This window comes from Bacteroides sp. 11BF, from assembly GCF_019633765.1.
GTDB lineage: Bacteria > Bacteroidota > Bacteroidia > Bacteroidales > Bacteroidaceae > Bacteroides > Bacteroides hominis.
In genome coordinates, this window is sequence record NZ_JAFKPJ010000013.1 from 94,806 (window position 1) to 118,605 (window position 23,800).

Sequence of the window (23,800 nt, forward strand, 5' to 3'; positions counted from 1 at the left end):
GTTAAAAGGAGTTAGAGGTTTTCTATTCTGAAAGTTTATACCTACTTTTGCACAAATCTTCAAAAAACGTGCAATGATAAAAGAAAACTTTATAAAACTCTACGAAAATAGTTTCCGTGAAAACTGGGATTTGCCCTGCTACACCAATTATGGTGAACCGGAAAGTTATACTTACGGTGAAGTAGCCGAAGAAATAGCCAAACTTCATTTGCTTTTCAAGCACTGTAGTTTGCGCCGGGGAGATAAAATCGCAGTCATCGGAAAAAATAATGCCCGTTGGTGCATCGCCTACATGGCGACCATTACCTACGGGGCCATCGTAGTACCTATCTTGCAAGACTTCAATCCGAATGATGTACACCATATCGTAAATCATTCTGAATCTGTCTTCCTTTTCACCAGCGACACCATCTGGGAAACTTTGGAAGAAGAACGACTGACCGGCATTCGTGCCGTCTTTTCACTGACAGACTTCCGTTGCCTGCACCAACGCGACGGCGAAACGGTTCAGAAATTCCTGAAACATATCAATCAGTGCATGGAAGAAACTTACCCGAAAGGATTCCAAAAAGAAGATGTCCTTTACACCACCTTGTCCAACGACAAGGTTATGTTACTGAATTATACCTCCGGCACTACCGGATTCAGTAAAGGGGTAATGCTGACCGGCAACAACCTGGCCGGTAATGTGACTTTCGGTATCCGAACGGAATTGCTAAAAAAAGGTGATAAAGTGCTCTCTTTCCTCCCACTTGCCCATGCTTACGGATGTGCTTTCGACTTTCTGACCGCTACGGCAGTTGGCACGCACGTAACTCTGCTTGGCAAAGTTCCCTCCCCAAAAATCATAATGAAAGCTTTCGAAGAGGTCAAACCCAACCTGATTATCACAGTACCGCTTGTCATCGAGAAGATCTATAAAAATGTAATCCAACCCATCATCAGCAAGAAAGGCATGAAATGGGCGTTGAGCATCCCTCTTCTCGACAGCCAGATATACGGACAGATTCGCAAGAAGCTGATTGATGCCCTTGGAGGACGCTTCAAGGAAATTATTATCGGCGGAGCCGCTATGAACCCGGAAGTAGAAGAGTTTTTCCATAAAATCAAGTTCCCTTTCACCATTGGCTACGGCATGACGGAATGTGGGCCGCTCATCAGTTATGCTCCCTGGGATAAATTCGTCCCTTCCTCATCAGGTAAAATACTCGATATCATGGAAGCCCGTATTTATAAGGAGAATCCGGAAGCCGGTACCGGAGAAATACAAGTGCGTGGAGAAAACGTAATGACGGGATATTATAAAAATCCGGAAGCCACCCGCGAAGTTTTCACTAAAGACGGTTGGTTGCGCACCGGGGACTTAGGCACTATGGACGATGAAGGTAATATTTTCATCCGTGGCCGCCTGAAGACGATGATACTCAGTTCGAGCGGACAGAACATCTTTCCCGAAGAAATTGAGGCTAAACTTAATAATCTGCCTTTCATTCTCGAAAGTCTTATCATAGAACGAAACAAGAAACTGGTTGCCTTGGTATATGCCGATTATGAAGCGCTGGATTCTTTAGGACTCAACCACGAAGATAACCTGAAAACGATTATGGACGAAAACCTGAAGAATTTGAATAATAGCGTGGCAGCCTACGAAAAAGTAAGCCAGATTCAACTCTACCCCACTGAGTTTGAGAAGACTCCGAAAAGAAGTATCAAACGCTATCTATATAACAGTATAGCAGAAGATTAGATATGTTTTAAAACATACAAAAAAACATAATGAAACATTCTTCTAAAAAAAAAATAAAAAAAAGTTGGGTTTAGGAGTACAACATATGCAAAAAGTACATACCTTTGCATCGTTTTAATAAGCAATTGATTGTATTACAGATTTAAAAAGCAAAGAAAATGAAAAAATTAGTTTTGATGTTCGTAGCTATCGCAGCAGTATCATTCGCATCTTGTGGTAACAAAGCAGCTGACGCTGAAAAAGCAACTGCAGATTCTATCCGTATCGCTGACTCTATCGCAGCAGTTGAAGCAGCTGCAGCTGAAGCAGCAGCTCAGGTAGCTGATACTACAGCAACTGACTCTACTGCAACTGAAGCAGTTGTAGCTGAATAATCTCGAACAACATTAGAGAGAATTGAAAGTCTGCCGTGCAAAAGCACGTACAGACTTTTTTTATATCCGTACCTTTCCATTACGGAAGTCGTTTCCTCCACATCTCCCCTTCTTCAACACTGAGCACCTCTGCCGGGTATCTCTTTATTTATAAACAAAGACACTTTCCCAATAATCTCTCAAAAAAAAGGACATCCCGTTTTGGAATGTCCCTTCTCAATGTCATATGATAGGCTTATTCAGCTACTACTTCAAAAGGAATTTCTACAGAAACTTCTTTGTGCAGTTTAACGATAGCTTTATAAGAACCAACTTCTTTTACAGCGTCCTTTACAACGATGATCTTTCTGTCGATTTCGTGACCCAACTTAGCCAATTCCTCAGCGATCTGGATGTTACCAACAGAACCGAAGATAGTACCGGTTGAACTAACCTTTGTAGCGATAGTCAAAGATACACCTTCCAACTTAGCAGCCAGTGCTTCAGCATCTTTCTTGATTTTCTCAAGTTTGTGAGCACGCTGTTTCAGTTCTTCAGCCAACATTTTCTTTGCAGAAGGAGAAGCAATAACAGCTTTTCCGGTGGGGATCAAGTAATTACGACCATAACCAGACTTAACAGTTACGATGTCATTCTTATAACCCAAGTTTACTACGTCTTCTTTCAATATAATTTCCATACTTTTCCTCCTTATTTCATCATGTCAGTTACAAATGGAAGTAACGCCAGGTGACGTGCTCTCTTCACAGCCTGCGCAATACGACGCTGGAACTTCAAAGAAGTACCGGTGATACGGCGCGGAAGGATCTTACCCTGCTCATTCAAGAATTTCTTCAAGAATTCAGGATCTTTGTAGTCGATATACCTAATACCACTCTTTTTGAAACGGCAGTATTTTTTCTTCTTAACGTCTACTGAAGGCGGAGTTAAATATCTGATTTCTGATTGAACTTGTTGTGCCATGATTAATCCTCCTTTTTGTTTGATTTAACACTTCTTCTCTTTGCAGCATATTCTGCAGCGTATTTATCCATTCTGAAAGTCAGGAAACGGATTACGCGTTCATCACGACGGAAATTTAATTCCAACTTGTCAATAACAGTAGGTTCTGCATTGAACTCAATCAGCTGATAGAATCCTGTAGACTTCTTCTGGATTGGATAAGCCAGTTTCTTCAGTCCCCAGTTTTCTTCATTGATAATCTCAGCACCTTCAGCCTGAAGAATGCCTTTGAATTTTTCTACCGCTTCCTTCATCTGAACATCAGACAAAACGGGAGTTAAAATGAAAACGGTTTCGTATTGATTCATACTCGTTTTAATTAAATAAATAAATTATTTGATTTTAAAAATGCGGTGCAAAGGTAGGCATTTTATTTTGAACTGCAAACATTTAATCTTTTTTTATGCCATGGGATAGGATTTGTCGAAGAAGACATTTATCTTTGCAAAGTTGCTTAAACAATAATTTCATGATCGAACAATTTAATTTTGATATCAGACTAATCTTTGCTATCCTGAATGGCAAAGTTTCTGCCGCCATCAACCGTAAGCTATACCGTAACTTCAGACAGAACGGTCTGGAGATCAGTCCGGAACAATGGACGGTTCTTATTTTTCTCTGGGAAAAAGACGGAGTGACCCAACAAGAGTTGTGCAATGCAACTTTTAAAGATAAACCGAGTATGACCCGCTTAATCGACAATATGGAACGCCAGCATCTGGTTGTCCGTATCTCCGACAAAAAGGACCGTCGTACCAATCTGATCCACCTGACCAAAACAGGAAAAGAACTGGAAGAAAAAGCCCGTGTTATAGCCAACCGAACACTGAAAGAGGCGTTGCACGGCATCACAGTCGAAGAATTAAGCGTAAGCCAGGAAGTATTGAGAAAGATATTTTTCAATACCAAAGATTAATCAATACGGAGAAGTGAAAGCAACCAAATCAACTATTTATGGCTAATTAATGGTTTTTTTGCGAAAATAATTTCGCTCGTTAAAGAATTATGCGTTAATTTGTGACTGGAATATAATAATCTATTAAAATACACACACATGAAAGGCTTATTAAAGAATTTAGGATTGATATTAATCTTAGTCGGAATAATCATTCTGATTGTTTGTTCTCTGACCGGAGACGTGAACAACAACGCTATCTTGGGAGGCTCGATAGTATTGGTGGTACTCGGACTCATTTCTTACATTGCGATCAATAAAAGAATTGCGGATTAATATTTTCAACAGAAATAAAAAAGCCGGAAAACGAATGTTTTCCGGCTTTTTTATTTCTGTATATCCCCCTCTCCATTATGATTCCGGTTCGGGGGTAATCAACTTGTAACCTTTTCCGTGGATGTTGATAATCTCAATCGAATCATCATCTTTCAGGTGCTTACGCAGTTTGGTGATATATACGTCCATACTACGGGCATTGAAATAGTTATCATCAATCCAGATAGTCTTCAAAGCAAAGTCACGCTGCAAAATCTCGTTGGCATGTGCACACAACAATCCCAGCAATTCCGATTCCTTGGTAGTCAGCTTAGTTTGTTTGTCACCGATAGCCAGAATCTGCTTTTGTGTATCAAACGTAAACTTACCGATCTTATAGATATTGCTTTCTTTGTTCTTCTTTCCACGAACACGTCTCAGGATCGCTTCAATTCTGAAAGTAAGTTCTTCCATACTGAAAGGTTTGGTGATGTAATCATCCGCACCAATCTTAAATCCTTCCAGAATATCCTCCTTGAGTGTCTTTGCAGTCAGGAAGATAATCGGAATTTCAGCGTTGGCCGCACGAACCTCCTGTGCCAGCGTGAAACCATCTTTCTTAGGCATCATCACGTCGAACACGCACAAGTCATATTTATTCTTCAGGAAAGCCTTAAATCCGGCTTCTCCATCAGGATACAACTCAGCAGAGTAACCTTTCGCCTGTAAATATTCTCTTAAAAGCATGCCAAGATTTTCATCATCCTCGCATAATAAAATACGCAGTTTCTCGTCCATATCAATCATTTTTTAATAAAGGTAATGCAATAATAAATTTAGTTCCTACATTCAGTTCACTCTCCGCCCGGATGGTTCCCTTATGATCCTGAATAATTTTTTTCACATAAGCCAGTCCCAGACCGAAACCTTTTACATCGTGCAGATTACCTGTATGCACGCGATAGAACTTATCAAACACCTTCTTCAGGTTTTCTTTTTTAATACCAATACCGTTGTCCTGTATCGAAATCATCAGTTTACCGGGTTCGTTCCAAGTTCTCACGTCGAGCACCAGGTCTTCTTCGGGCTTCTTGTATTTCACCGCGTTATCCATCAGGTTGAATATCACATTGGTGATATGCATTTCGTCCGCAAATATAACAGGATTGGTAGCCTCAAGGTTCGATGTAATCTTACCATTATAGCGTTCCACCTTCAGAGCGAACGTATTGATAACCCCGGAAATCAACTCATTGGCATCGAGTTCTTTCATCTTCAGTGTTGCTTTCTGTCTGTCGAACATAGACATCTGAAGAACTTTCTCCACCTGGAATCTCAACCGCTTCGTTTCATCATTAATGACTCCCGATATATGCTGGAACATCTGCGGTGATTTCCCGACTGCGGGATCTTTCAGCATCTGCGCGGCAAGCGAGATGGTAGATATCGGTGTCTTGAACTCGTGTGTCATATTGTTGATAAAGTCATTCTTCATTTCTGTCAGCTTCTTCTGGCGGAAGACGATGTAGATAGTGAAGATGAATGTAATCAACAGTACAAAAGTGAATATCATCGAAGGGATCATAAAACTAACCGAGTCGAAGATATAATCTTTCTTTCCCGGAAAGTGCACCTTCACAATACTCATCTTCGCAGGCGGATCATTTTGGAACAGAGGTTGGGTATAAGAATCCTCACTTCCTCCCTCTTCGTAATCCGAACAGCGATATACCTCACGTCCATCTTTATCGATTACCGAAAAATGATATAGCAGCTCTATACCATTATTAATAAAGTTAGACTTCAGATAATTATCCAGCTTCTTAAAGTTCACCCGTTCGCCAATCGACTTATCGCTTGCTTTGTAAATCATCCGCAAAGCTACATCGTCGAGCAGGAAACGCTGATACATATACCTATTTTTAATAGCGTCGGTCAAGCTTCGCGATGTCTGCGGAATGGTATTCCGGCCATGTCTCTCCGAAATCATGGCTTTGGGCACCTTCGACGGCTCGGTGGTAATCATCTTTAGTTCAAACTCCGAATACAGGGTTCCGTCCGGTGACTTGAACCTATAACGCTCCGATTGCTGAATCAAACCATTTTTCTGTTCGGTAGTAGAAGAAGACTGAGCCAGTGCTCTACGTTCCGCTTCAGTAATGTCTTCTAACAGCCAACGTTGCGTTTCATCATACTCCACATCCTTTGAAACCTGAAACAAAGCATTTCGCACGGATGTATTAAATTGTTCTTTACGCATCTTCACCATTTCTTCGATGTAGCTCACTTGTAAATAGAGCAAACTCAGAAAGGAAAGACCCATAATAATGCCTAATATCCAGATTGTTGACTTTTTCATAGCAACAAAATTAACACTCCCTAATTAACACTCCTAACAGCTTAACCTGTTTTAACAGGATGTTCTCTATAATTAACCGAAAGACGTTTTTTAGGTCGTATTCTGACCACTATAACAAAACGTATATGCCTTTGGTTTGCAAATTTAATAAAAAATTAAAGATTTCTCTTCAGAAAATCTACTTTCTTTAATCATTGTTAATGAGTAAGCAGGTTTCAAGAGACGACCGACGAACTGTCAATGGCATGTAACGGCAGCTACAACCACAAGCAGAATGCCTTAAAAGAACAAAGCTACGAGCAGTTGCACATACATTGTACACTCCTCGTAGCTTTATAACTCAGCAGTTCAGCCATTTGCAGCCCGTAGTCCGGCAGGCTGTAACCACATTATTCTTCTGTTTGCTTGGATTCGAAGTCTTTTATTAATTTATCCTGTACATCACTCGGAACAAGTTCGTAACTTGCAAATTTCATAATGAACGAAGCACGACCTCCGGTAAGCGAGCTGAGCGCTGTCGAATAAGAAGCCATCTCTTTTAAAGGCACTTTAGCGACCAGCTTTTCATAACCGTTTTCGCTGCTCATGCCCATGATCATGGCACGACGTCCCTGGAGATCTCCCATCACATCACCCATCTTATCGGAAGGCACAAAGACTTCTACATCATAAATAGGTTCGAGAATCTTCGGTCCCGCATTCTTAAATGCTTCGCTGAAAGCATTGCGTCCGGCCAGCATGAACGAGATTTCATTAGAATCTACCGGGTGCATCTTTCCGTCATATACGATGACACGTACATCGCGGGCGTACGAACCGGTGAGAGGTCCCTGCTCCATACGGGACATGATACCTTTAAGGATAGCAGGCAGGAAGCGGGCATCGATAGAACCACCGACAATACTGTTAACAAATACCAATTTTCCGCCCCATTCCAATGGAACTTCTTCGGTACCTTTCACATTAATCTTAAATTCCTGTCCACCGAACTTATATGTATCGGGCACCGGCATTCCTTCATAATATGGTTCTACGATCAAGTGTACTTCACCAAACTGTCCGGCACCACCCGATTGTTTTTTATGACGATAGTCGGCACGGGCCGCCTTAGTGATGGTCTCACGATAAGGAATCTTCGGTTCCTCGAATTTCACCTGAAGTTTTTCATTATTCTCCAGACGCCACTTTAAAGTACGGAGGTGGAATTCACCCTGACCATGTACGATGGTCTGTTTCAACTCTTTCGATTGTTCGATGACCCAAGTCGGATCTTCCTCGCGCATACGGTTCAAGATAACCATCATCTTCTCTGTATCGGCTTCGTTCACCGGTTTGATGGCGCGTGAATATTTAGAATTCGGATATTTAATAAAATTAAACCGGTTTTCGGCACCTTTACCATTTAGCGTGTTTCCGGTATGAACATCTTTCAGCTTCACGGTACAGCCGATATCACCGGCCACCATCTCTTCTACTTTGATACGGTTGGCACCGGCACAAGCATAAATCTGTGCCACACGTTCTTTCGAACCGCGGTCGGCATTCGTAAAGTCATCTCCTTCGTGCACTTTTCCGCTCATCACCTTGAAGTATTGAACGTCGCCAATATGCGGCTCCACACCTGTTTTGAAAAAATAGAGTGAAGTAGGCCCATCGGGATCGGGTTCCACCACTTCACCACGGGTATTGTGCACTTTCGGCATTTCGGATACACCGGGCACTACATTACCCAGGAACTCCATCAGACGACGTACACCCATATCTTTGCCTGCACATACACAGAATACGGGGAACATGCCACGTGCAGCTAATCCTTTGCGGATACCTTCACGCATTTCGTCTTCTGTCAGTGAATCCTGTTCGAAGAATTTTTCCATCAAGCCTTCATCATTCTCAGCAGCGGCTTCTACCAGGGCTTTGTGCATTTCCATAGCCTTGTCCATCTCTTCGGCCGGGATCTCTTCAATAGTGGGTGCTCCACCTTCGGGTCCCCAAGAGTATTTCTTCATCAGCAGCACGTCGATCAGTGAGTTGAAATTCGGGCCTGTAGCCAAAGGATACTGGACGGGAACCACTTTCGGTCCGTAAATGGACTTCAGTTGTTCAAGCACCATATCATAATCGCACTTCTCGTTATCGAGTTGATTCACCAGGAAGATTACCGGTTTACCCAGTTTTTCGGTATAGCGGAAATGATTTTGTGTTCCCACTTCCGGTCCATATTGTCCGTTCAGCAGCAAAATAGCTGTATCGGTTACGTTGAGTGCCGTCATGGCAGCACCTACAAAGTCATCGCTGCCCGGACAGTCTATGATGTTCAGTTTCTTTCCATTCCATTCCACATGAAAAATAGTTGAAAAGACGGAATATCCATATTCCTGTTCCACCGGAAAGTAATCGCTTACGGTATTCTTGGCAGTAATCCTGCCGCGACGTTTTATAATACCACTCTCATAGAGCAACGCTTCTGTGAGAGTGGTTTTTCCTGAGCCGTCATTGCCAAGAAGGGCAATGTTCTTAATTTCGTTAGTCTGATATACTTTCATGATATATAAGATTTAAATGAATGATTCAGTATGTGTTTTTCGCATACCCTTTTTTTACTGAGGCGCAAATTAGGCATTAATCAAATGAAAAGCAATAAAACTGACAGTGTTACTAAACAATGTTATGTAACATGTTGATACAAACAGGAAGAGAATAAACCGTTTGTCAGAATGAAAGTCTTTTCCTTTATTATCTATTAAAAAGCATTATCCACCTCACATCTGCTTACACTACCTTCTGCCAAACTGAATGAAATAGGATTCAGTAACAGAGTTTTCGGCGCAAAACGGGAGTATTTGAGGCAAAAGACGGCGGTTTTTCAGCACAAAGACGGTGTATTTCCGGAAAAAGAAGTAAGTATTCGGACCCAAAGAAGTAAGCACTTTCCGGAAATGCTTACTTCATTTCCGAAAATCTCCTCATGTTTTGCCACATTACATATATTGTTATAACAAAAAGGCCGTATGAATGCCTCTTTCTCCTCCGGTTGTTCTGTAAAGCCAGTCAAACTATATATAACAGAATCACCGAAAGAAGAGGGAAATAGAAGAAAAAGGGCAGGATTCCGCCGCACAGCTATCTATTGGAGAACAGATATCACAGATCTGTGACACATGGGAAAATCCTACCGGCAAATGCAGGCGTTTTTTTCTCCAACCTTCAGAGCGGCACGAAACGAAAGCATTCTGAGATCATCGGATAATCAGATTGTCAAATGGTTAAAAAGGAACTTTCCTCCCGTTAAATAAGAAAGAATATATGCCCTGCAAAGTTGTTTACTAAAACGAAAACCTTACTTTTGCAATTTAAAACGCAAAAATAACTCAGACTATCATGGCAGGCATATACATACATGTCCCCTTCTGTAAGACACGCTGTATTTATTGCGATTTTTACTCCACCACGCGAAGCGAACGGAAAGGACACTACATCAAAGCCCTCTGCAAGGAGCTGGAAATGAGATATACTTACCTGAAAGGAGAGCCCATAGAAACGCTCTACTTTGGTGGAGGTACTCCTTCGCAACTTGATGAAGAGGACTTCCGGAAAGTGTTCGACACCGTCCGGCGTGTATACGGAATGGAAAATTGCCATGAAATAACGCTTGAAGCCAATCCGGATGACCTCTGTCCGGAATATGTGCAAATGCTCTCCCGCTTGCCATTCAACCGCATCAGTATGGGTATCCAGACTTTTGATGATGCCACGCTTACGTTATTGAAGCGACGCCACAATGCCACTCAAGCCATTCGTGCAGTAGAATTATGCCGTACCTACGGGTTCCGCAACATCAGCATCGACTTGATTTACGGACTTCCCGGTGAGACAGCAGAGCGTTGGGAAAAGGACCTGCAACAAGCCGTTGCCCTCAATGTGGAGCATGTTTCGGCCTACCACCTGATTTATGAAGAAGGTACTCCTATTTATAGAATGTTGCAAAAACACCAGGTTGAAGAAGTGGACGAGGACAGCAGTGTCCGGTTCTTCACCTTATTGATAGACCGGCTGCAGGAAGCAGGATATGAGCACTACGAAATATCCAACTTTTGCAAGCCGGGAATGTATTCACGCCATAACACTTCGTACTGGCAAGGGGCCAGTTACCTCGGTTGTGGTCCGTCGGCACACTCTTTCGACGGAGCAACACGCGAATGGAACTGTTCGTCGATAGAGAAATACATAGCAGGCATCGAAAGCGGCAAACGGGACTTTGAACGGGAAGAACGGGATTTAACTACCCGGTACAATGAATTTGTCATTACCTCCGTCCGCACTCAATGGGGAATTTCACTCGAACGCCTCCGCAACGATTATGGAACCGAACTGGAACAATACTGCCTCAAGATGGCACGTCCTTCTTTAGAAAACGGCAAATTAGAAATACACGAAGGTGCTCTGCGCCTCACCCGAGAAGGAATTTTTATTTCCGACAGCATCATGAGCGATCTTCTCCGGGTGGACAACTAAAATTATAAAGTCATGACCGAATCAGAGGTTCGAAAACTATTAAGACGAATGAAGGAGCTGGACTCGCAAACGGCGTTCCGATCCTTCTACGATATGACGTACGACCGGCTTTACCGCATTGCCTACTATTACGTAAAGCGGGAAGAATGGTCGCAGGAGATCGTACTTGATGTATTCTTGAAACTCTGGGAACAACGCAGTTCGTTGCCCGAAGTCAAAAGCATTGAGGACTATTGCTTCATACTGGTGAAAAACGCCTCACTCAACTATCTGGAAAAAGAAAACAGGCGCACAACCGTATCCACCGAAGTATTGCCGGAACCGGAAGCACAAAGCGATTCGCCCGAGGAATCAATGATCAGTGAAGAGCTATTCGCCATCTATGTGAAGGCGCTCGACCGCCTGCCCGAACGTTGCAGAGAAGTGTTCATCCGCGTCCGCGAAGAAAAACAAAGCTATGCACAGGTGGCCGAAGAATTGGGCATCAGCACAAAGACCGTAGACGCCCAACTCCAGAAAGCAACAATCCGACTGAAAGAAGCGATATTGACGATGAACGATAAACAATGAACCACCGACCGGAAACGATGGACAAGGTTTAACTTTTATTTGCATATTCCCGATAGGGAGATCCTTCGAACGCTCTGTCTTTATCAGTGAAATTCATTTTAATCAAAACACAAAGACTTAGCTTATGAAGAAGTTATTAAGACCTACAACCTTTGCATTGTTTACGATGGCACTGTGTTTCACTGCATGCGAAAACGGCAACAACTCCTATCCCAAGGAATATCTGGGATTCGAAAAGAAAGCGCAGGACTTCTCTTACCAAAAGAATACTGCGGAAGCCGAATTCCAGGTAAAGATCATTGCGGTTGATAAAACGAAAGAAGACCGGATTGTCTTCATCGAATCACCCTCACGTCCGACGAAACCCGGAAGTTCTTCGGCACAGTTTTTTAAGATTAAAGATAATAAAGTCACCATCAAGGGAGGCAGTAAATCGGCCAAAGCCACTATTCTGGTCTATCCCCAGAAAGTGGGAACGAATGAATACATTCAGCTTATCTGCCGGCCTCAGAACGGAAAGTCGGAAACGACCCAAATGTCTATCCGGCTGGTGAAAAAATAACGAAATAAAAAATGAAGTATACCGACCAGGAACTTAACCGATTATTGGAGAAACTCATAGCCTCCACCCGCTCGCCCAGAGGAAGATTCTCGGCAGCGGCAAGCTATCAGATATTAGAGAAGCGATTGCCACGTCCGGCACACCGGCTTTTCTCTATACGCATTTTCTCGGCAGTAGCCGCCATCGCTTTGTTCTGCTACATCGGATGGAGCACTTATTGCTATCTGAAACCTGCCGCCTTGCAAACCGTTTCTACACTGGCCGACACACGGACTATAAAGTTACCCGATGGAACGGAAGTGACACTGAACCATTTCTCTTCTCTCACCTATCCCAAGAAATTCAAGGGGAAACACAGGGAAGTGGACTTGAAAGGAGAAGCGTATTTCGAAGTGACGAAGAATCGGGAACACCCTTTCATCGTACAGACAGAGTCGGTCAATGTAGAGGTACTGGGAACTCACTTCAACGTAGAGTCCTATCCGGACGATCCGGAAGTGAAAACCACCCTACTCGAAGGTTCCGTGATGGTGAGCAATAAAGCCAATTCTGTGCGCATGGTTCTGAAGCCAAACGAAAGTGCTATATATAATAAGGTGAAAAAGAGCATGACCCTTGAAGTTTCAGATCGCGCTGCTGAAGAGATAGCTTGGCGGAATGGCGAATTAGTCTTCACCAACCTTCCCCTGCAGGAGATCGCCCGACAGTTGTCCAACACGTTTGGTGTAAACATCTCCATAGCAGACAAAGCATTGCAGAACTACCGGATTACGGCACGATTCTCCGACGGAGAAGGACTCGATCAGATTCTCGATCTGCTGCATACAGTCGGTAAATTCAACTATTCACACAACAATGAAGAAATAACGATTACTACTAAACTTAACTAAACATGAGAAAATCCAATCCGGATTTCCACCACATCAGAAGTTACATTCTGATGTGTGTGGTTTCCATATTCTTTTCGACTATCAACGCGCAGACACCGGAGCCCAGGATCACCCTCAAGCTGCCAAACACCAGCCTCTCAGAGATTATCCGGCATATAGAACAAGCCACCGGTTTCTCTTTCATCTACGGTGAAGAGGTGAAACTCGACCATAAAGTCAGCCTCAACGTACAGAAGAAACCTCTCGGAGAAGTTCTGAACCAGTTGTTTGCCAACGAACCGATAAGCTATAAAATAACAGGAAAGCACATCCTGTTACAAAAAATACCTCCCAAACCCGTAAGCCGCAGGTTTACTATCAGTGGATACGTAACCGACGGGGCGTCTGCCGAAACGCTGATTGGTGCCAATATTCTTGAGAGTCGTCATCATCAAGGAACCACCACCAATCCTTACGGTTTCTACAGCATTACGCTGCCAGAAGGAGAAGCTCAGTTGAGCTTCTCCTATTTGGGTTACACCAGCCAGCAACACGTACTGACCCTGACCCGTGACACCCTGCTGAACATCCGGATGAAAGACAGCAACATGCTGCAAGAAGTGGTCGTCGTGTCGGACAAGACCGAATCGGGGATCATGGCCACTCAAATGGGTGCCAGCGAGATACCGATGACACAAATAAAAAACACTCCCAGCATACTGGGAGAAGCAGATGTAATGAAAGCCATCCAGTTGATGCCGGGCGTACAGGCCGGAATGGAAGGATCTGCCGGATTGTATGTACGTGGCGGCGGCCCCGACCAGAACCTGATCTTGCTGGACGGTGTACCGGTGTACAACGTAGACCATTTATTAGGATTCTTCTCTGTCTTCACTCCCGAAGCCGTAAAGAAAGTAACCCTCTTCAAAAGTTCTTTCCCCGCCCGCTTCGGCGGACGCCTCTCCTCCGTAATTGACGTACGCACCAATGATGGCGACATGAAGAACTATCATGGCGTAGTCAGTATAGGACTCCTGACCAGCAAACTCAATTTCGAAGGGCCGATCATCAAGGACCGGACTTCTTTCAACATTTCTGCCCGCCGCTCCTACATCGACCTGCTGGCCAAACCCTTCATGCCGAAAGAAGAAAAGTACAGTTATTACTTTTATGACATCAATGCCAAAATCAACCATAAATTCTCCGACCGGAGCCGCCTCTTCCTCAGTGCATACAATGGCAAAGACCATTTCATGACAAAGTATGACGACACTTACTACGGTGACGAAGACAAGTACAGGGATGGCGGAAAGATGAACTGGGGAAATACCATCGTTTCGGGACGCTGGAACTACATCTTTAACAACAAACTGTTCAGCAATACCACAGTCGCTTTCAATAACTATAAGTTTGACGTCAGCACGTTCACCAAGAACGAGATACATACAAACAACCAAATAACCTGGAACCGCTATAAAGCCGACTATAAATCGGGAATCCGGGACTGGAGTGCTCAGATAGATTTTGACTATAATCCTATCCCCGCACACCATGTCAAGTTCGGAATGCAATACCTGCACCATAGTTTCCGTCCGGAAGTATCCACCTCAAAGATATTCGACAAGACCGGAGAAACCATCGAGCGGGATACGACGTATTATACCGCCTCTAACAGCGAAATCCTTGCCCACGAAGCATCTGCCTACCTTGAAGATAACTTCAATCTAAGCAGTCGCCTGCGTATGAATCTGGGCCTGCACTTCTCGACTTTCCAAGTGCAAAAGAAGAACTACTTCTCCATACAACCCCGCATCTCCGCACGCTATCAGCTCAACAAGGACATCGTAATCAAAGCTTCTTACACCAAAATGAGCCAGTATGTACACTTGATTTCATCCATGCCGTTCGCCATGCCCACCGACCTGTGGGTGCCGGTGACCAATAAAATCAAACCGATGCAGGCGCATCAGGTATCGTTGGGTGGCTATTACACAGGAATCGACGGATGGGAATTCTCGGTGGAAAGCTACTATAAAGGAATGAAAAATGTGCTTGAATACAAAGACGGAGTCAGTTTCCTCGGCTCTTCCACCGGATGGGAAGACAAAGTGGAGATGGGACGCGGACGCTCCATGGGTATAGAATTCATGGCACAGAGAACCATAGGGAAGACAACCGGATGGCTGGCATATACATTGGCCAAGAGTGACCGTAAGTTTGCCAAAGGAGGGATAAACAATGGGGCACGCTTTCCATATAAATATGACCGGAGGCACAATATAGACCTGACCCTCAACCACCGGTTCAACGAACGAATCGACGTAAGTGCCTCATGGATATTTACCACCGGAGGTACAACCACAATCCCCACTGAACTGACAGCTATCATCCGTCCGGGCGATAACAATTCATCGATACAAGAAGGAGATTATGTCAAGCACCGCAACAACTATCGCCTTCCCGCCACGCACCGGCTCAATGTAGGTGTTAATTTCAGCAAGAAAACACGGCATGGCATGCGTATCTGGAACGTCAGTATATATAATGTATACAATGCCATGAACCCTACCTTGGTATACCGCACCTACAAAAAGACTGAATATACTCAAGGCGAACAAGCACAAGGCAACCGCATACCGGTCATCCGGAAATTCACTTTGTTGCCCTGTATTCCTTCATTCAGTTATACATATAAATTCTAAGTATTTATGAAACGATCCATTCCCGACATACTCCTGTTCCTGCTGGTTATTATATCTGCCACAGCCTGCAACCACGATCTCCCTTTCGACCTGAAGGAGAATCCGCCTAAGTTGGTGATGAACGCCATCATCAACGCCGATAGCACTTACAACGAACTGTTCCTGAACTTTACCGGCAGAAACCAAATCGGACAAATTGACGGAGCCACTGTGGAAGTACGCATTAACGGTTCTCTCAGCGAAACGCTGCGCCCCGATCCGTACAGCAGCGATAAAGGACGTTTTTATATCAACAGTACTTTCCGTCCGGGCGATGTAGTCCGCATAGACGCCATGACAGATGACGGTGCATATCATGCATGGGCGGAAGTCACCGTCCCCCAACCTATCGGGAAGATAGAAAAGGTAGATACAGTCTCTATCATGAGAATACCAAGTAACTATGGTTACGGGACTCCGCCGAGAAGACATCTCCGTTATCAAATCCAAATAAACGACCGTCCGGGGGAGAAGAATTTCTATCGGATCATTGTGGAACAGCGGAAATACTGGAAATACTATTGGCAACAGGGTGACCAGATTAACTGGGAATCGGCCATGTCGAAAAGTTTTAAGTTGCAGACAAACGAAGATGTGGTATTGACCGACGGCAAGCCGAGTACGGAAGAAGATGACGAAAACGGCCTGTTCGGCAGTGTCACTAACAAGTATGCCGTATTTGACGACTCACGTTTCGCGGACGGAAGTTATACAATGACTGTCTATAACGATATTTACGGATGGGGATTCTGGGGAAGTGAATATACATGGATAAAAACAGATGTCTATATCCGCATACTCAGCATCACCGAAAAAGAATATTATTATCTGAGGGCACTGAACCTGCTCGACTCAGATGCCTATGACAATACCTTAAGTGAGCCCATTGCTTTCCCCAGCAATGTGAACGGCGGTACCGGAATGGTTGGATTCAGCGCAGAAACCAACTACATGCTGACGGTTAAAAACCACGCAGTTCCCCCAATGGTACCGGATTTATAAAGAAACCACTATCTTTGTGCCCTAAAAGCACATTTATATGTTTATAATAATCGGAATCATGCTTACAGGTATGCTGCTTGGCTACCTGTTACGGAGCAAAAGACTCACATGGATACATAAAGTCATCACATTATTAATATGGCTGTTGCTCTTCCTCCTCGGCATCGACGTAGGAGGCAACGAAGCCATCGTGAAAGGACTGCACGCCATCGGGCTGGAAGCCTTCATCATCACCACAGCAGCCGTAGCCGGAAGCACACTGGCTGCATGGGGACTATGGTATCTGCTTTATGCACGTTATCAGAAAAAGGAGGTGAAGCCATGAAAGGCAGCCTTATTATCGTCTCTTTTTTTATCGTCGGCACCCTGTGCGGACTTTTTCATCTGATTCCATATGATTTCAGCCAAAGCAAACTCAGTTTTTATGCTTTATGCGGGCTGATGTTTTGTGTCGGTATCAGTATAGGCAATGATCCGCAAACATTGAAAAGTTTCCGGTCACTGAATCCGCGCTTATTCTTCCTGCCCGTAATGACCATTCTGGGCACACTGGCAGGATGTGCCGTAGTCAGTCTCTTTCTATCGCATCGCTCACCGGCCGATTGCATGGCAGTGGGTTCCGGATTCGGGTATTATTCACTCTCAAGCATTTTCATCACCGAATACAAGGGAGCCGAACTGGGAACCATCGCACTGCTCTCAAATATCATGCGCGAAATCATCGCCTTGCTTTGTGCTCCTTTATTGGTAAAGTTCTTCGGAAAACTGGCCCCCATTTCAGTCGGAGGAGCTACCACTATGGATACGACTCTTCCCATTATCACCCGTTGTTCAGGGCAGGAATTCGTCATAGTCTCTATCTTTCATGGTTTCATTGTGGACTTTAGCGTGCCGTTTCTGGTGACACTATTCTGTTCCATATAGGCATCTTATTACAAAACTATTTCAATTTTCGCAATAAGGTTATCTTTTTCACACTTCTTTCTTGATATACATCAAGAAATGACACCTTATTGCCTACTTCCCTTCCCTACCCCTTTTATGTTGAACAACATATTTGTATATTTGCATAGGTAAAAAGAAAAAGCTAAGAGCTTAACAATTGTTTTTAATAGGTATTAGGGGTCCTTATGATAAGGATAAGGACAAAGATTAGTTTTCAGGAATAACAATTAAAAAAGTAGGTATTATGAAAAGATTAGGATTAACATTAGTAGCAGCACTCTGCCTTGCTGCCACCACATTTGCAGCAGAAAATCAACCTACAGTTGCAAAATGGGAAGGTAACATCAATGTGAATAAATTGGGTAAATACCTGAATTTATCTTCTGTACAGACAGAAGAAGTAGCCAACATTTGTAACTACTTTGACGAGCAGATGGGAAGAGCCACTACGTCAAAAAAGAATAAAGACACCCTGGTTCGTAACGCTGTCTACGGAAATCTGAAGTTGATGAAAAAAACGTTGACGGATGCTCAGTACACGAAGTATACTACAATACTGAATATGACTTTGAAGAACAAGGGCATCGAAGTAAAGTAGAAACTTGATTGATGAATAAAAGGATAAAAGACCGGTGTCGTCGAATGAACTGACACCGGTCTTTTATTTTTATACCAATCACCGACAGCCGCGAAGATGGTTAGCACTGATGTTTTTGGTTTTCCGGAAGACGAAAAAATATTTCTTGAAAAGTAAAGTCTTATGTAGCAATTATATTGTTTAGCACCAGATTTATCATAGAATCAAGTTTTCTGTTTCGACAACGCTATCACAAAAAGAACGAGGAGAAACGTATCCTCTAACTACCAAAGAATTAATAACGGCCATAACTAAAATTATTATATTTATAATAATTATCTTTTAGGTAAAAGATGCAAGTGAAAATATTTGCGCATAAAAACAATATATATTCCACTCAGCAAGCTGAATAATTACTTATACGACTTCTTGTCGCACGAGATACCTAAAGACACAAAAAATCAAACAATTTTCAATAATTTGATTATGAGTGAATTGGAAGGTTTCATAATATCCTCTCATAGCTACGGTGTTGCATTGATACTGTTACACTATTGGTAAGTGATGTACTTCCTAATAAGGCTACACCATTGGAGTAATTCTTTTATTAGCTCAGAAAGAGCGAGAAAAATCCTCAGTTTAATCTAATTAATAATTCCTGTTTGCTGCAGAAGAAATTTCTTCCTAGTAAAGATGGAACTCGAAGAGGTGTAATACAAAAAAATACAAGAAGCATAACAATAAAGAAAAGCCCATTCTCAAACTTATTGATCCGCCTTTCCTGTTGGTAGAGGAGATTCATCTTACCATGAAAAAGACAATAGATAAAAACGGTATATAGAAAGATCGTTTTGCTAAAATCAGAACGAGTATTAGTCCTTTTCTACAACTTTAAATTTTATTTATAGAATATACTATATTTTAAAACAAAATCTAAGTAATAATTGGAATATGAGTTATAAAAATCAATATTCTTTTTGCAATCTGATTTTCTCGTAAATTAGACAATTTGTTAAATTACGCAAAACACATTAGTATATACTTACAATAAAATTTATTTTGACTATATTAGAAAAATGTTCCTTCAATCTTTAAATATAATATGAACAATGGCACAGTTAGAATTTAAACAATTGAACAAAATTAGTTTACATGAGAATGTTACTAATAGAAACATGGATGAAAAATTATTATTAAAGTGCGAAAATAGTATTCGCGCTTACAAAATTGTGAACTTGCTCAACGAACATAATATTGCGCTACGACAGCATGACGAGAATCAGAATCCTAGGGCTGGTGCATATGGTGCCGTAACTGGTATTGCTATATATGTATTTGCTAAGGATTATGAAAAGGCTTTATCTATAGTTTCCCCTATTCTTAAAGATTTTAATACCACCAGTACATTTTGTCCAAAATGTGGAAGTGAGAATGTAAAACCCATTATTGGTAATCACAAATATATTACTTATTTAATTTTCCTTTGCCTGTTTCTTATACTTACTCCTGGTATTTATATTGCTTTGCCTGAAGATTTTGGACTCAGGTCTTCCTTAATAAATAAAATTGCTTTAATGATGGTTGTGCTAGGTTTTATTTTAATGCCAATTATTAATCATTATAATGTTAATTACAAGTGTAAAAAATGCGGCAATAGATTTAGGCATTATTGACTTTATTGTCCATAATCGATTCTATTGTTTTATTCCAACAGAATCAAGTTAATAAAAAGAGATTGTCTTACATAATAAATGTTTTTTATTATGAGGTTTAAAATTCTGACTTATATATAAAAATCCTACACAGAGGATGCAGATACACAAAATATCAATACATGCCAGGCTTCACTCGCACACTACATCAATGAAAAAAGACTAATTCGGAATATTTAAAACGGAGTATTTAAACCATTATCCATCAGTTCAATATCAGTCTATATCAGCAACATTTGGGAAAAAGTGGGAAAAGACAAACCGCACAAAGCCGTCATCCACAAAAATACGCACAATGAATTATCATAATCCGCCTTACATGAAACGTCCCTATCTTCGTGACGATAACATTTTATCAACTTAAAAAATATACGTATGAAACGGAAAAAAAGACCGGCATCACAAAGTGAAGCCATGATGACACACAATTATTCGGGACTGACAGATACACTAAAAAGATTGGGGATTAACGAAGTGAGCGAAGTAAATGCCATTCTCAGGCTGTCGGACTATGGAAGAAAGGGAACCACGGTGCGGCGACTGATTGCCAACACTTACTGGAGTGGCATAGGGGCAAAAGGAAGGTATCTGATAGCGGCACTGAATAAGGCAAAAAGGAAATAAACGGATAGGGCAAGTCCCCTGTGTATAGTTGACAAAAAAGCAAGTATATCGGCTCTAACCTGCAGAAACCTTTAGTGAGGCTAAGAAGTAAAAATCAGACTTAACAAACTGAAATACAAACTATTCAAAGTTCAAAACATCTGTCAGTAAAAGCTTTGTTTTAACACAGAGTTAAAGTTTATTCTTTGGATGCAAATAACAAGTGTTTTAAATGCAAAAGGCTTGTTATTTGCACACAAGAATAAAATGAACGAAAATTGACGTTAACATTGTTAAACAGCCGGTTTTCCCCTTACAATTCAGCTCAACAATACTCCCTCTTAAACCAAAGTTCGAATACAGGATCAGAAAACACATACAGTTCCCCCTCCTTCTCAATAAAATCACGTTCGGTCAGCATGCGTTTGTTGCGGGTGATGGTTTGTGCACTTCCCGAACCTAACCACTCTTTCAGTTGTTTGCGTTCTTCTACCCGGTTGACGAAATTCTCTTTATCGACCAGTGTACCATACTGAAAAGGTGATTTCATAAGCTGTTTCCTTCTTTATCATAGAACTAAAGATACAAATTATACATCAATGTATAATACATCGATGTATAATTTTAAAGATTATCTATTTCAAAAACAGGCATAGAAGTATCATTTAATGGTCACCATAGTCGCTCCAAAACCATATTCCTGGAAAGAAGCATCCTGATAGCGGCAATTACTATATTTTCGCTTTAATTCATTAATCAATGCTTTACGAAGCACTCCGTCACCTTTACCATGAATGAAAACTATTTTTTGTTCACGTTTGGCTTTGTACTTCTCCATCACTTCACGGAATTTATCCAACTGGTAATTCAGTATCTCGGCATTCCCCATGCCACGTGTGTCATCCAGCAATTCGTTGATGTGCAAGTCTATCTCAAGAATTTCATTCTTTCCGCCACGTTTCATAATCGGTTGTGACTTAGGCTTATCCACTTCCTTCTTTTGGATCAATACAGACTGCAGTTCCTCAGCCGAAACAAATACCTGACGGGTAGGAACATCGTCTTTCACAATATCATAAACCAAAGCCGGCTGTTCAAAGAAGTCCGACTCACGGAATGTATGCAGTTTATAGAACTTCACCGTATCGATACGCAGCTCCACACAAACCGCAGGCTTCAAAGGCGCTGTCCGTCCATCTTTAAAAGCAATGAACTGAACGGCTACATGCTCCATTTCATTCAGCATATCTTTAGTAAACTCTTCCAGCAAAAGCTTCGTATTGGGTTCCACCAGTCCATGCGAACGGGTTTTCCAAGCCTTTCCTTCGGCACTCTGATACGTATAATACAAATAATAATTGCTGTCATTCACCAGATAGGCCTCGAATGGAGTACTGCTGATAGCTTTCACATCTTCGGGCACATAAGCCAGAAAAACATTTAAAACATCGCCACCCCGCACTTCGGCCGGACGAACTACCGGAATCTCAGGCTTTACCGGTTTGACGGGTTCTTCGGGTTTCTTTGGCGCAGGAGCAGCCTTCCGGGTCATATTATAATCATCCGTATCGATCACCACACACTCACGAATCTGCATCGGGATATCAAATCCATCAGCATCTTCCACCAATACAATATCTTTTCCCCGGAATCCCTTTACGATTCCTCCGCCCACCTCACTGAGGAAGCGCACTTTATCACCTATTTTCATCGTTCTGTTTACAATTTACCATTTACAATCTACAAATTAAGGCAAATATAACTACTTTTGTCGTCGCAAAGAAAGAAATGATGAAAGAAAACCCGAAACATATCCGTATTAGCGAATACAATTATCCATTGCCGGATGAACGCATCGCTAAATTCCCGTTGCCTATGCGGGACCAGTCTAAGTTACTTATTTACCGTCACGGCGAAGTCAGCGAAGATGTATTCACCTCCTTACCGGAACACTTGCCTGCCGGAAGTCTGATGATATTCAACAATACCAAGGTTATTCAGGCACGACTCCATTTCCGCAAAGAGACAGGAGCCTTAATCGAAGTTTTTTGTCTGGAACCGATTCAGCCTAACGACTATGTACTCAATTTCCAGCAAACGGAACATGCGGCGTGGCTTTGCATGATCGGTAACCTGAAAAAATGGAAAGACGGTCCGTTACGTCGTGAAATGACTGTAAAAGGTTTCCCCATCACCCTGACGGCTACTCGTGGCGAGTGTTGTGGAACCAGTCATTGGATAGATTTCAACTGGGATAATCCGGAAGTCACCTTTGCCGATATTCTTGAAGTATTCGGCGAGTTACCCATCCCTCCATATCTCAACCGGGATACGGAAGAAAGTGATAAAGAGACCTATCAGACAGTCTATTCAAAAATAAAAGGCTCGGTGGCCGCTCCTACGGCAGGTTTACATTTCACCCCTCGTGTACTGGATGCCCTGACCGAAAAAGGGATCGACCTCGAGGAACTGACCCTCCATGTTGGCGCCGGTACTTTTAAACCGGTAAAAAGTGAAGAGATAGAGGGGCACGAAATGCATACGGAATATATATCCGTATCACGCAGTATTATCAAAAAGCTGATAGACCACGACGCTTGTGCCATTGCCGTAGGAACAACTTCCGTACGTACCCTTGAAAGTCTCTACCACATCGGTGTAACGCTGGCCAACAACCCGGAAGCTACGGAAGAACAATTGCGTGTAAAACAGTGGCAACCTTACGAAACGGAATGTGACGTACGCCCTGTTGTAGCTTTACAGAAAATATTAGGTTATCTCGACCGTCACGGTATGGAAGCATTGCACACCAGTACACAAATTATTATTGCTCCGGGGTACGAATACAAAATAGTCAAAGCAATGGTTACCAATTTTCATCAGCCACAGAGCACCCTGCTATTATTGGTCTCGGCATTTGTCAAAGGAAACTGGCGTACAATTTACGACTATGCACTCAGCCACGATTTCCGCTTCCTGAGCTACGGCGATTCATCCTTATTAATACCTTAA

Annotated in this window: 23 protein-coding genes and 1 pseudogene; 16 read left to right on the plus strand and 8 right to left on the minus strand. The window is 42.4% G+C overall.

Translation table 11 applies throughout. The features are described 5' to 3' along the window. Positions 1-73: 73 nt before the first annotated feature. Both JZY04_RS14485 and JZY04_RS14490 read left to right on the plus strand, forming a co-directional pair. Positions 74-1,747 carry a long-chain fatty acid--CoA ligase gene (locus JZY04_RS14485; RefSeq protein WP_005808472.1) on the plus strand — a complete coding sequence of 558 codons (1,674 nt, stop codon included), beginning with the start codon at positions 74-76 and terminating at the stop codon, positions 1,745-1,747. 158 nt (positions 1,748-1,905) lie between these two features. Next, positions 1,906-2,121 carry a hypothetical protein gene (locus tag JZY04_RS14490; protein ID WP_005808476.1) on the plus strand — a complete coding sequence of 72 codons (216 nt, stop codon included), beginning with the start codon at positions 1,906-1,908 and terminating at the stop codon, positions 2,119-2,121. Between the two features lie 235 nt (positions 2,122-2,356). Here JZY04_RS14490 and rplI read toward each other — a convergent pair whose 3' ends face one another. Genes rplI through rpsF form a run of 3 tightly spaced genes read right to left on the minus strand, consistent with a single transcriptional unit; the run spans position 2,357 to position 3,431 of the window. Continuing rightward, positions 2,357-2,800 (minus strand): 50S ribosomal protein L9, encoded by a 444-nt coding sequence (rplI, locus tag JZY04_RS14495; RefSeq protein ID WP_005781448.1) that lies wholly within the window; start codon positions 2,798-2,800, stop codon positions 2,357-2,359. An 11-nt stretch (positions 2,801-2,811) separates the two neighbouring features. Beyond that, positions 2,812-3,084, minus strand: coding sequence for a 30S ribosomal protein S18 (gene rpsR / locus JZY04_RS14500; RefSeq protein WP_005781450.1), 273 nt, complete (start codon positions 3,082-3,084; stop codon positions 2,812-2,814). A 2-nt stretch (positions 3,085-3,086) separates the two neighbouring features. After that, the gene (gene rpsF, locus JZY04_RS14505; protein WP_005781453.1) at positions 3,087-3,431 is read right to left on the minus strand and encodes a 30S ribosomal protein S6; all 345 of its coding nucleotides are present in this window, start codon (positions 3,429-3,431) and stop codon (positions 3,087-3,089) included. Between the two features lie 161 nt (positions 3,432-3,592). Here rpsF and JZY04_RS14510 point away from each other — a divergent pair, with 161 nt between their 5' ends. Beyond that, positions 3,593-4,039 carry a MarR family winged helix-turn-helix transcriptional regulator gene (locus JZY04_RS14510; protein WP_005781455.1) on the plus strand — a complete coding sequence of 149 codons (447 nt, stop codon included), beginning with the start codon at positions 3,593-3,595 and terminating at the stop codon, positions 4,037-4,039. A 138-nt stretch (positions 4,040-4,177) separates the two neighbouring features. Then, positions 4,178-4,354, plus strand: a complete 177-nt coding sequence (locus tag JZY04_RS14515; RefSeq protein ID WP_005781456.1) for a hypothetical protein — start codon at positions 4,178-4,180, stop codon at positions 4,352-4,354. Between the two features lie 75 nt (positions 4,355-4,429). Here the strand turns inward: JZY04_RS14515 and JZY04_RS14520 are convergent, their stop codons facing one another. The 3 genes from JZY04_RS14520 to JZY04_RS14530 form a co-directional block, all read right to left on the minus strand. Continuing rightward, complete coding sequence (locus tag JZY04_RS14520; protein WP_005781457.1) at positions 4,430-5,131, minus strand: response regulator transcription factor; 702 nt, start codon at positions 5,129-5,131, stop codon at positions 4,430-4,432. Position 5,132: 1 nt separating this feature from the next. Continuing rightward, a complete protein-coding gene (locus JZY04_RS14525; RefSeq protein ID WP_122142681.1) occupies positions 5,133-6,692 on the minus strand; it encodes a sensor histidine kinase KdpD in 1,560 nt (519 codons plus the stop codon). A gap of 389 nt (positions 6,693-7,081) precedes the next feature. Further along, positions 7,082-9,238: a translation factor GTPase family protein gene (locus tag JZY04_RS14530; RefSeq protein WP_005781460.1), complete on the minus strand. Its 2,157-nt coding sequence runs from the start codon at positions 9,236-9,238 to the stop codon at positions 7,082-7,084. Positions 9,239-10,073: 835 nt separating this feature from the next. Here JZY04_RS14530 and hemW point away from each other — a divergent pair. From hemW to JZY04_RS14585, 11 genes and pseudogenes are all read left to right on the plus strand, one after another. Further along, a complete protein-coding gene (hemW, locus tag JZY04_RS14535; protein WP_122142682.1) occupies positions 10,074-11,207 on the plus strand; it encodes a radical SAM family heme chaperone HemW in 1,134 nt (377 codons plus the stop codon). Positions 11,208-11,219: 12 nt separating this feature from the next. After that, a complete protein-coding gene (locus JZY04_RS14540; protein ID WP_005808492.1) occupies positions 11,220-11,777 on the plus strand; it encodes an RNA polymerase sigma-70 factor in 558 nt (185 codons plus the stop codon). A 124-nt stretch (positions 11,778-11,901) separates the two neighbouring features. Further along, positions 11,902-12,339: a hypothetical protein gene (locus tag JZY04_RS14545; protein WP_122142683.1), complete on the plus strand. Its 438-nt coding sequence runs from the start codon at positions 11,902-11,904 to the stop codon at positions 12,337-12,339. Positions 12,340-12,350: 11 nt separating this feature from the next. After that, positions 12,351-13,229 (plus strand): FecR family protein, encoded by an 879-nt coding sequence (locus JZY04_RS14550; protein WP_220575456.1) that lies wholly within the window; start codon positions 12,351-12,353, stop codon positions 13,227-13,229. A gap of 2 nt (positions 13,230-13,231) precedes the next feature. Next, the gene (locus tag JZY04_RS14555) at positions 13,232-15,910 is read left to right on the plus strand and encodes a TonB-dependent receptor (protein ID WP_122142685.1); all 2,679 of its coding nucleotides are present in this window, start codon (positions 13,232-13,234) and stop codon (positions 15,908-15,910) included. A gap of 6 nt (positions 15,911-15,916) precedes the next feature. Beyond that, complete coding sequence (locus JZY04_RS14560) at positions 15,917-16,951, plus strand: DUF4249 domain-containing protein (protein WP_122142686.1); 1,035 nt, start codon at positions 15,917-15,919, stop codon at positions 16,949-16,951. Between the two features lie 37 nt (positions 16,952-16,988). Beyond that, entirely contained in the window at positions 16,989-17,276 is a 288-nt protein-coding gene (locus JZY04_RS14565) for a LysO family transporter (protein ID WP_005808502.1), read from the plus strand. Beyond that, positions 17,273-17,875 (plus strand): lysine exporter LysO family protein, encoded by a 603-nt coding sequence (locus JZY04_RS14570; RefSeq protein WP_122142687.1) that lies wholly within the window; start codon positions 17,273-17,275, stop codon positions 17,873-17,875. The genes JZY04_RS14565 and JZY04_RS14570 overlap by 4 nt, the downstream gene beginning before the upstream one ends. Positions 17,876-18,140: 265 nt before the next feature. After that, positions 18,141-18,494, plus strand: a complete 354-nt coding sequence (locus JZY04_RS14575; RefSeq protein WP_122142688.1) for a hypothetical protein — start codon at positions 18,141-18,143, stop codon at positions 18,492-18,494. Between the two features lie 1,088 nt (positions 18,495-19,582). Continuing rightward, positions 19,583-20,146: a DUF2007 domain-containing protein gene (locus JZY04_RS14580; RefSeq protein WP_122142689.1), complete on the plus strand. Its 564-nt coding sequence runs from the start codon at positions 19,583-19,585 to the stop codon at positions 20,144-20,146. A gap of 456 nt (positions 20,147-20,602) precedes the next feature. Further along, a pseudogene (locus JZY04_RS14585) lies at positions 20,603-20,809 on the plus strand (hypothetical protein); the annotation flags it as partial. 304 nt (positions 20,810-21,113) lie between these two features. On the opposite strand, the gene JZY04_RS14590 reads toward JZY04_RS14585, so the two are convergent. Both JZY04_RS14590 and JZY04_RS14595 read right to left on the minus strand, forming a co-directional pair. After that, positions 21,114-21,338 (minus strand): hypothetical protein, encoded by a 225-nt coding sequence (locus JZY04_RS14590; RefSeq protein ID WP_044301437.1) that lies wholly within the window; start codon positions 21,336-21,338, stop codon positions 21,114-21,116. 111 nt (positions 21,339-21,449) lie between these two features. After that, the gene (locus JZY04_RS14595; protein WP_122142690.1) at positions 21,450-22,499 is read right to left on the minus strand and encodes a DUF2027 domain-containing protein; all 1,050 of its coding nucleotides are present in this window, start codon (positions 22,497-22,499) and stop codon (positions 21,450-21,452) included. Between the two features lie 80 nt (positions 22,500-22,579). Here JZY04_RS14595 and JZY04_RS14600 point away from each other — a divergent pair, with 80 nt between their 5' ends. After that, complete coding sequence (locus JZY04_RS14600) at positions 22,580-23,800, plus strand: S-adenosylmethionine:tRNA ribosyltransferase-isomerase (protein WP_022011084.1); 1,221 nt, start codon at positions 22,580-22,582, stop codon at positions 23,798-23,800.

What these genes read in the sequence shown, in the direction of transcription:
- JZY04_RS14565 (WP_005808502.1), top strand. Translation starts at nt 16,989, where the DNA reads ATGTTTATAATAATCGGAATCATGCTTACAGGTATGCTGCTTGGCTAC.
- JZY04_RS14540 (WP_005808492.1), top strand. Translation starts at nt 11,220, where the DNA reads ATGACCGAATCAGAGGTTCGAAAACTATTAAGACGAATGAAGGAGCTG.
- rpsR (WP_005781450.1), bottom strand. Translation starts at nt 3,084, where the DNA reads ATGGCACAACAAGTTCAATCAGAAATCAGATATTTAACTCCGCCTTCA.
- JZY04_RS14515 (WP_005781456.1), top strand. Translation starts at nt 4,178, where the DNA reads ATGAAAGGCTTATTAAAGAATTTAGGATTGATATTAATCTTAGTCGGA.
- JZY04_RS14600 (WP_022011084.1), top strand. Translation starts at nt 22,580, where the DNA reads ATGAAAGAAAACCCGAAACATATCCGTATTAGCGAATACAATTATCCA.
- JZY04_RS14580 (WP_122142689.1), top strand. Translation starts at nt 19,583, where the DNA reads ATGGCACAGTTAGAATTTAAACAATTGAACAAAATTAGTTTACATGAG.
- JZY04_RS14555 (WP_122142685.1), top strand. Translation starts at nt 13,232, where the DNA reads ATGAGAAAATCCAATCCGGATTTCCACCACATCAGAAGTTACATTCTG.
- hemW (WP_122142682.1), top strand. Translation starts at nt 10,074, where the DNA reads ATGGCAGGCATATACATACATGTCCCCTTCTGTAAGACACGCTGTATT.
- JZY04_RS14545 (WP_122142683.1), top strand. Translation starts at nt 11,902, where the DNA reads ATGAAGAAGTTATTAAGACCTACAACCTTTGCATTGTTTACGATGGCA.
- JZY04_RS14575 (WP_122142688.1), top strand. Translation starts at nt 18,141, where the DNA reads ATGAAAAGATTAGGATTAACATTAGTAGCAGCACTCTGCCTTGCTGCC.
- JZY04_RS14570 (WP_122142687.1), top strand. Translation starts at nt 17,273, where the DNA reads ATGAAAGGCAGCCTTATTATCGTCTCTTTTTTTATCGTCGGCACCCTG.
- JZY04_RS14560 (WP_122142686.1), top strand. Translation starts at nt 15,917, where the DNA reads ATGAAACGATCCATTCCCGACATACTCCTGTTCCTGCTGGTTATTATA.
- JZY04_RS14490 (WP_005808476.1), top strand. Translation starts at nt 1,906, where the DNA reads ATGAAAAAATTAGTTTTGATGTTCGTAGCTATCGCAGCAGTATCATTC.
- rplI (WP_005781448.1), bottom strand. Translation starts at nt 2,800, where the DNA reads ATGGAAATTATATTGAAAGAAGACGTAGTAAACTTGGGTTATAAGAAT.
- JZY04_RS14595 (WP_122142690.1), bottom strand. Translation starts at nt 22,499, where the DNA reads ATGAAAATAGGTGATAAAGTGCGCTTCCTCAGTGAGGTGGGCGGAGGA.
- JZY04_RS14510 (WP_005781455.1), top strand. Translation starts at nt 3,593, where the DNA reads ATGATCGAACAATTTAATTTTGATATCAGACTAATCTTTGCTATCCTG.
- rpsF (WP_005781453.1), bottom strand. Translation starts at nt 3,431, where the DNA reads ATGAATCAATACGAAACCGTTTTCATTTTAACTCCCGTTTTGTCTGAT.
- JZY04_RS14520 (WP_005781457.1), bottom strand. Translation starts at nt 5,131, where the DNA reads ATGGACGAGAAACTGCGTATTTTATTATGCGAGGATGATGAAAATCTT.
- JZY04_RS14590 (WP_044301437.1), bottom strand. Translation starts at nt 21,338, where the DNA reads ATGAAATCACCTTTTCAGTATGGTACACTGGTCGATAAAGAGAATTTC.
- JZY04_RS14525 (WP_122142681.1), bottom strand. Translation starts at nt 6,692, where the DNA reads ATGAAAAAGTCAACAATCTGGATATTAGGCATTATTATGGGTCTTTCC.
- JZY04_RS14485 (WP_005808472.1), top strand. Translation starts at nt 74, where the DNA reads ATGATAAAAGAAAACTTTATAAAACTCTACGAAAATAGTTTCCGTGAA.
- JZY04_RS14530 (WP_005781460.1), bottom strand. Translation starts at nt 9,238, where the DNA reads ATGAAAGTATATCAGACTAACGAAATTAAGAACATTGCCCTTCTTGGC.
- JZY04_RS14550 (WP_220575456.1), top strand. Translation starts at nt 12,351, where the DNA reads ATGAAGTATACCGACCAGGAACTTAACCGATTATTGGAGAAACTCATA.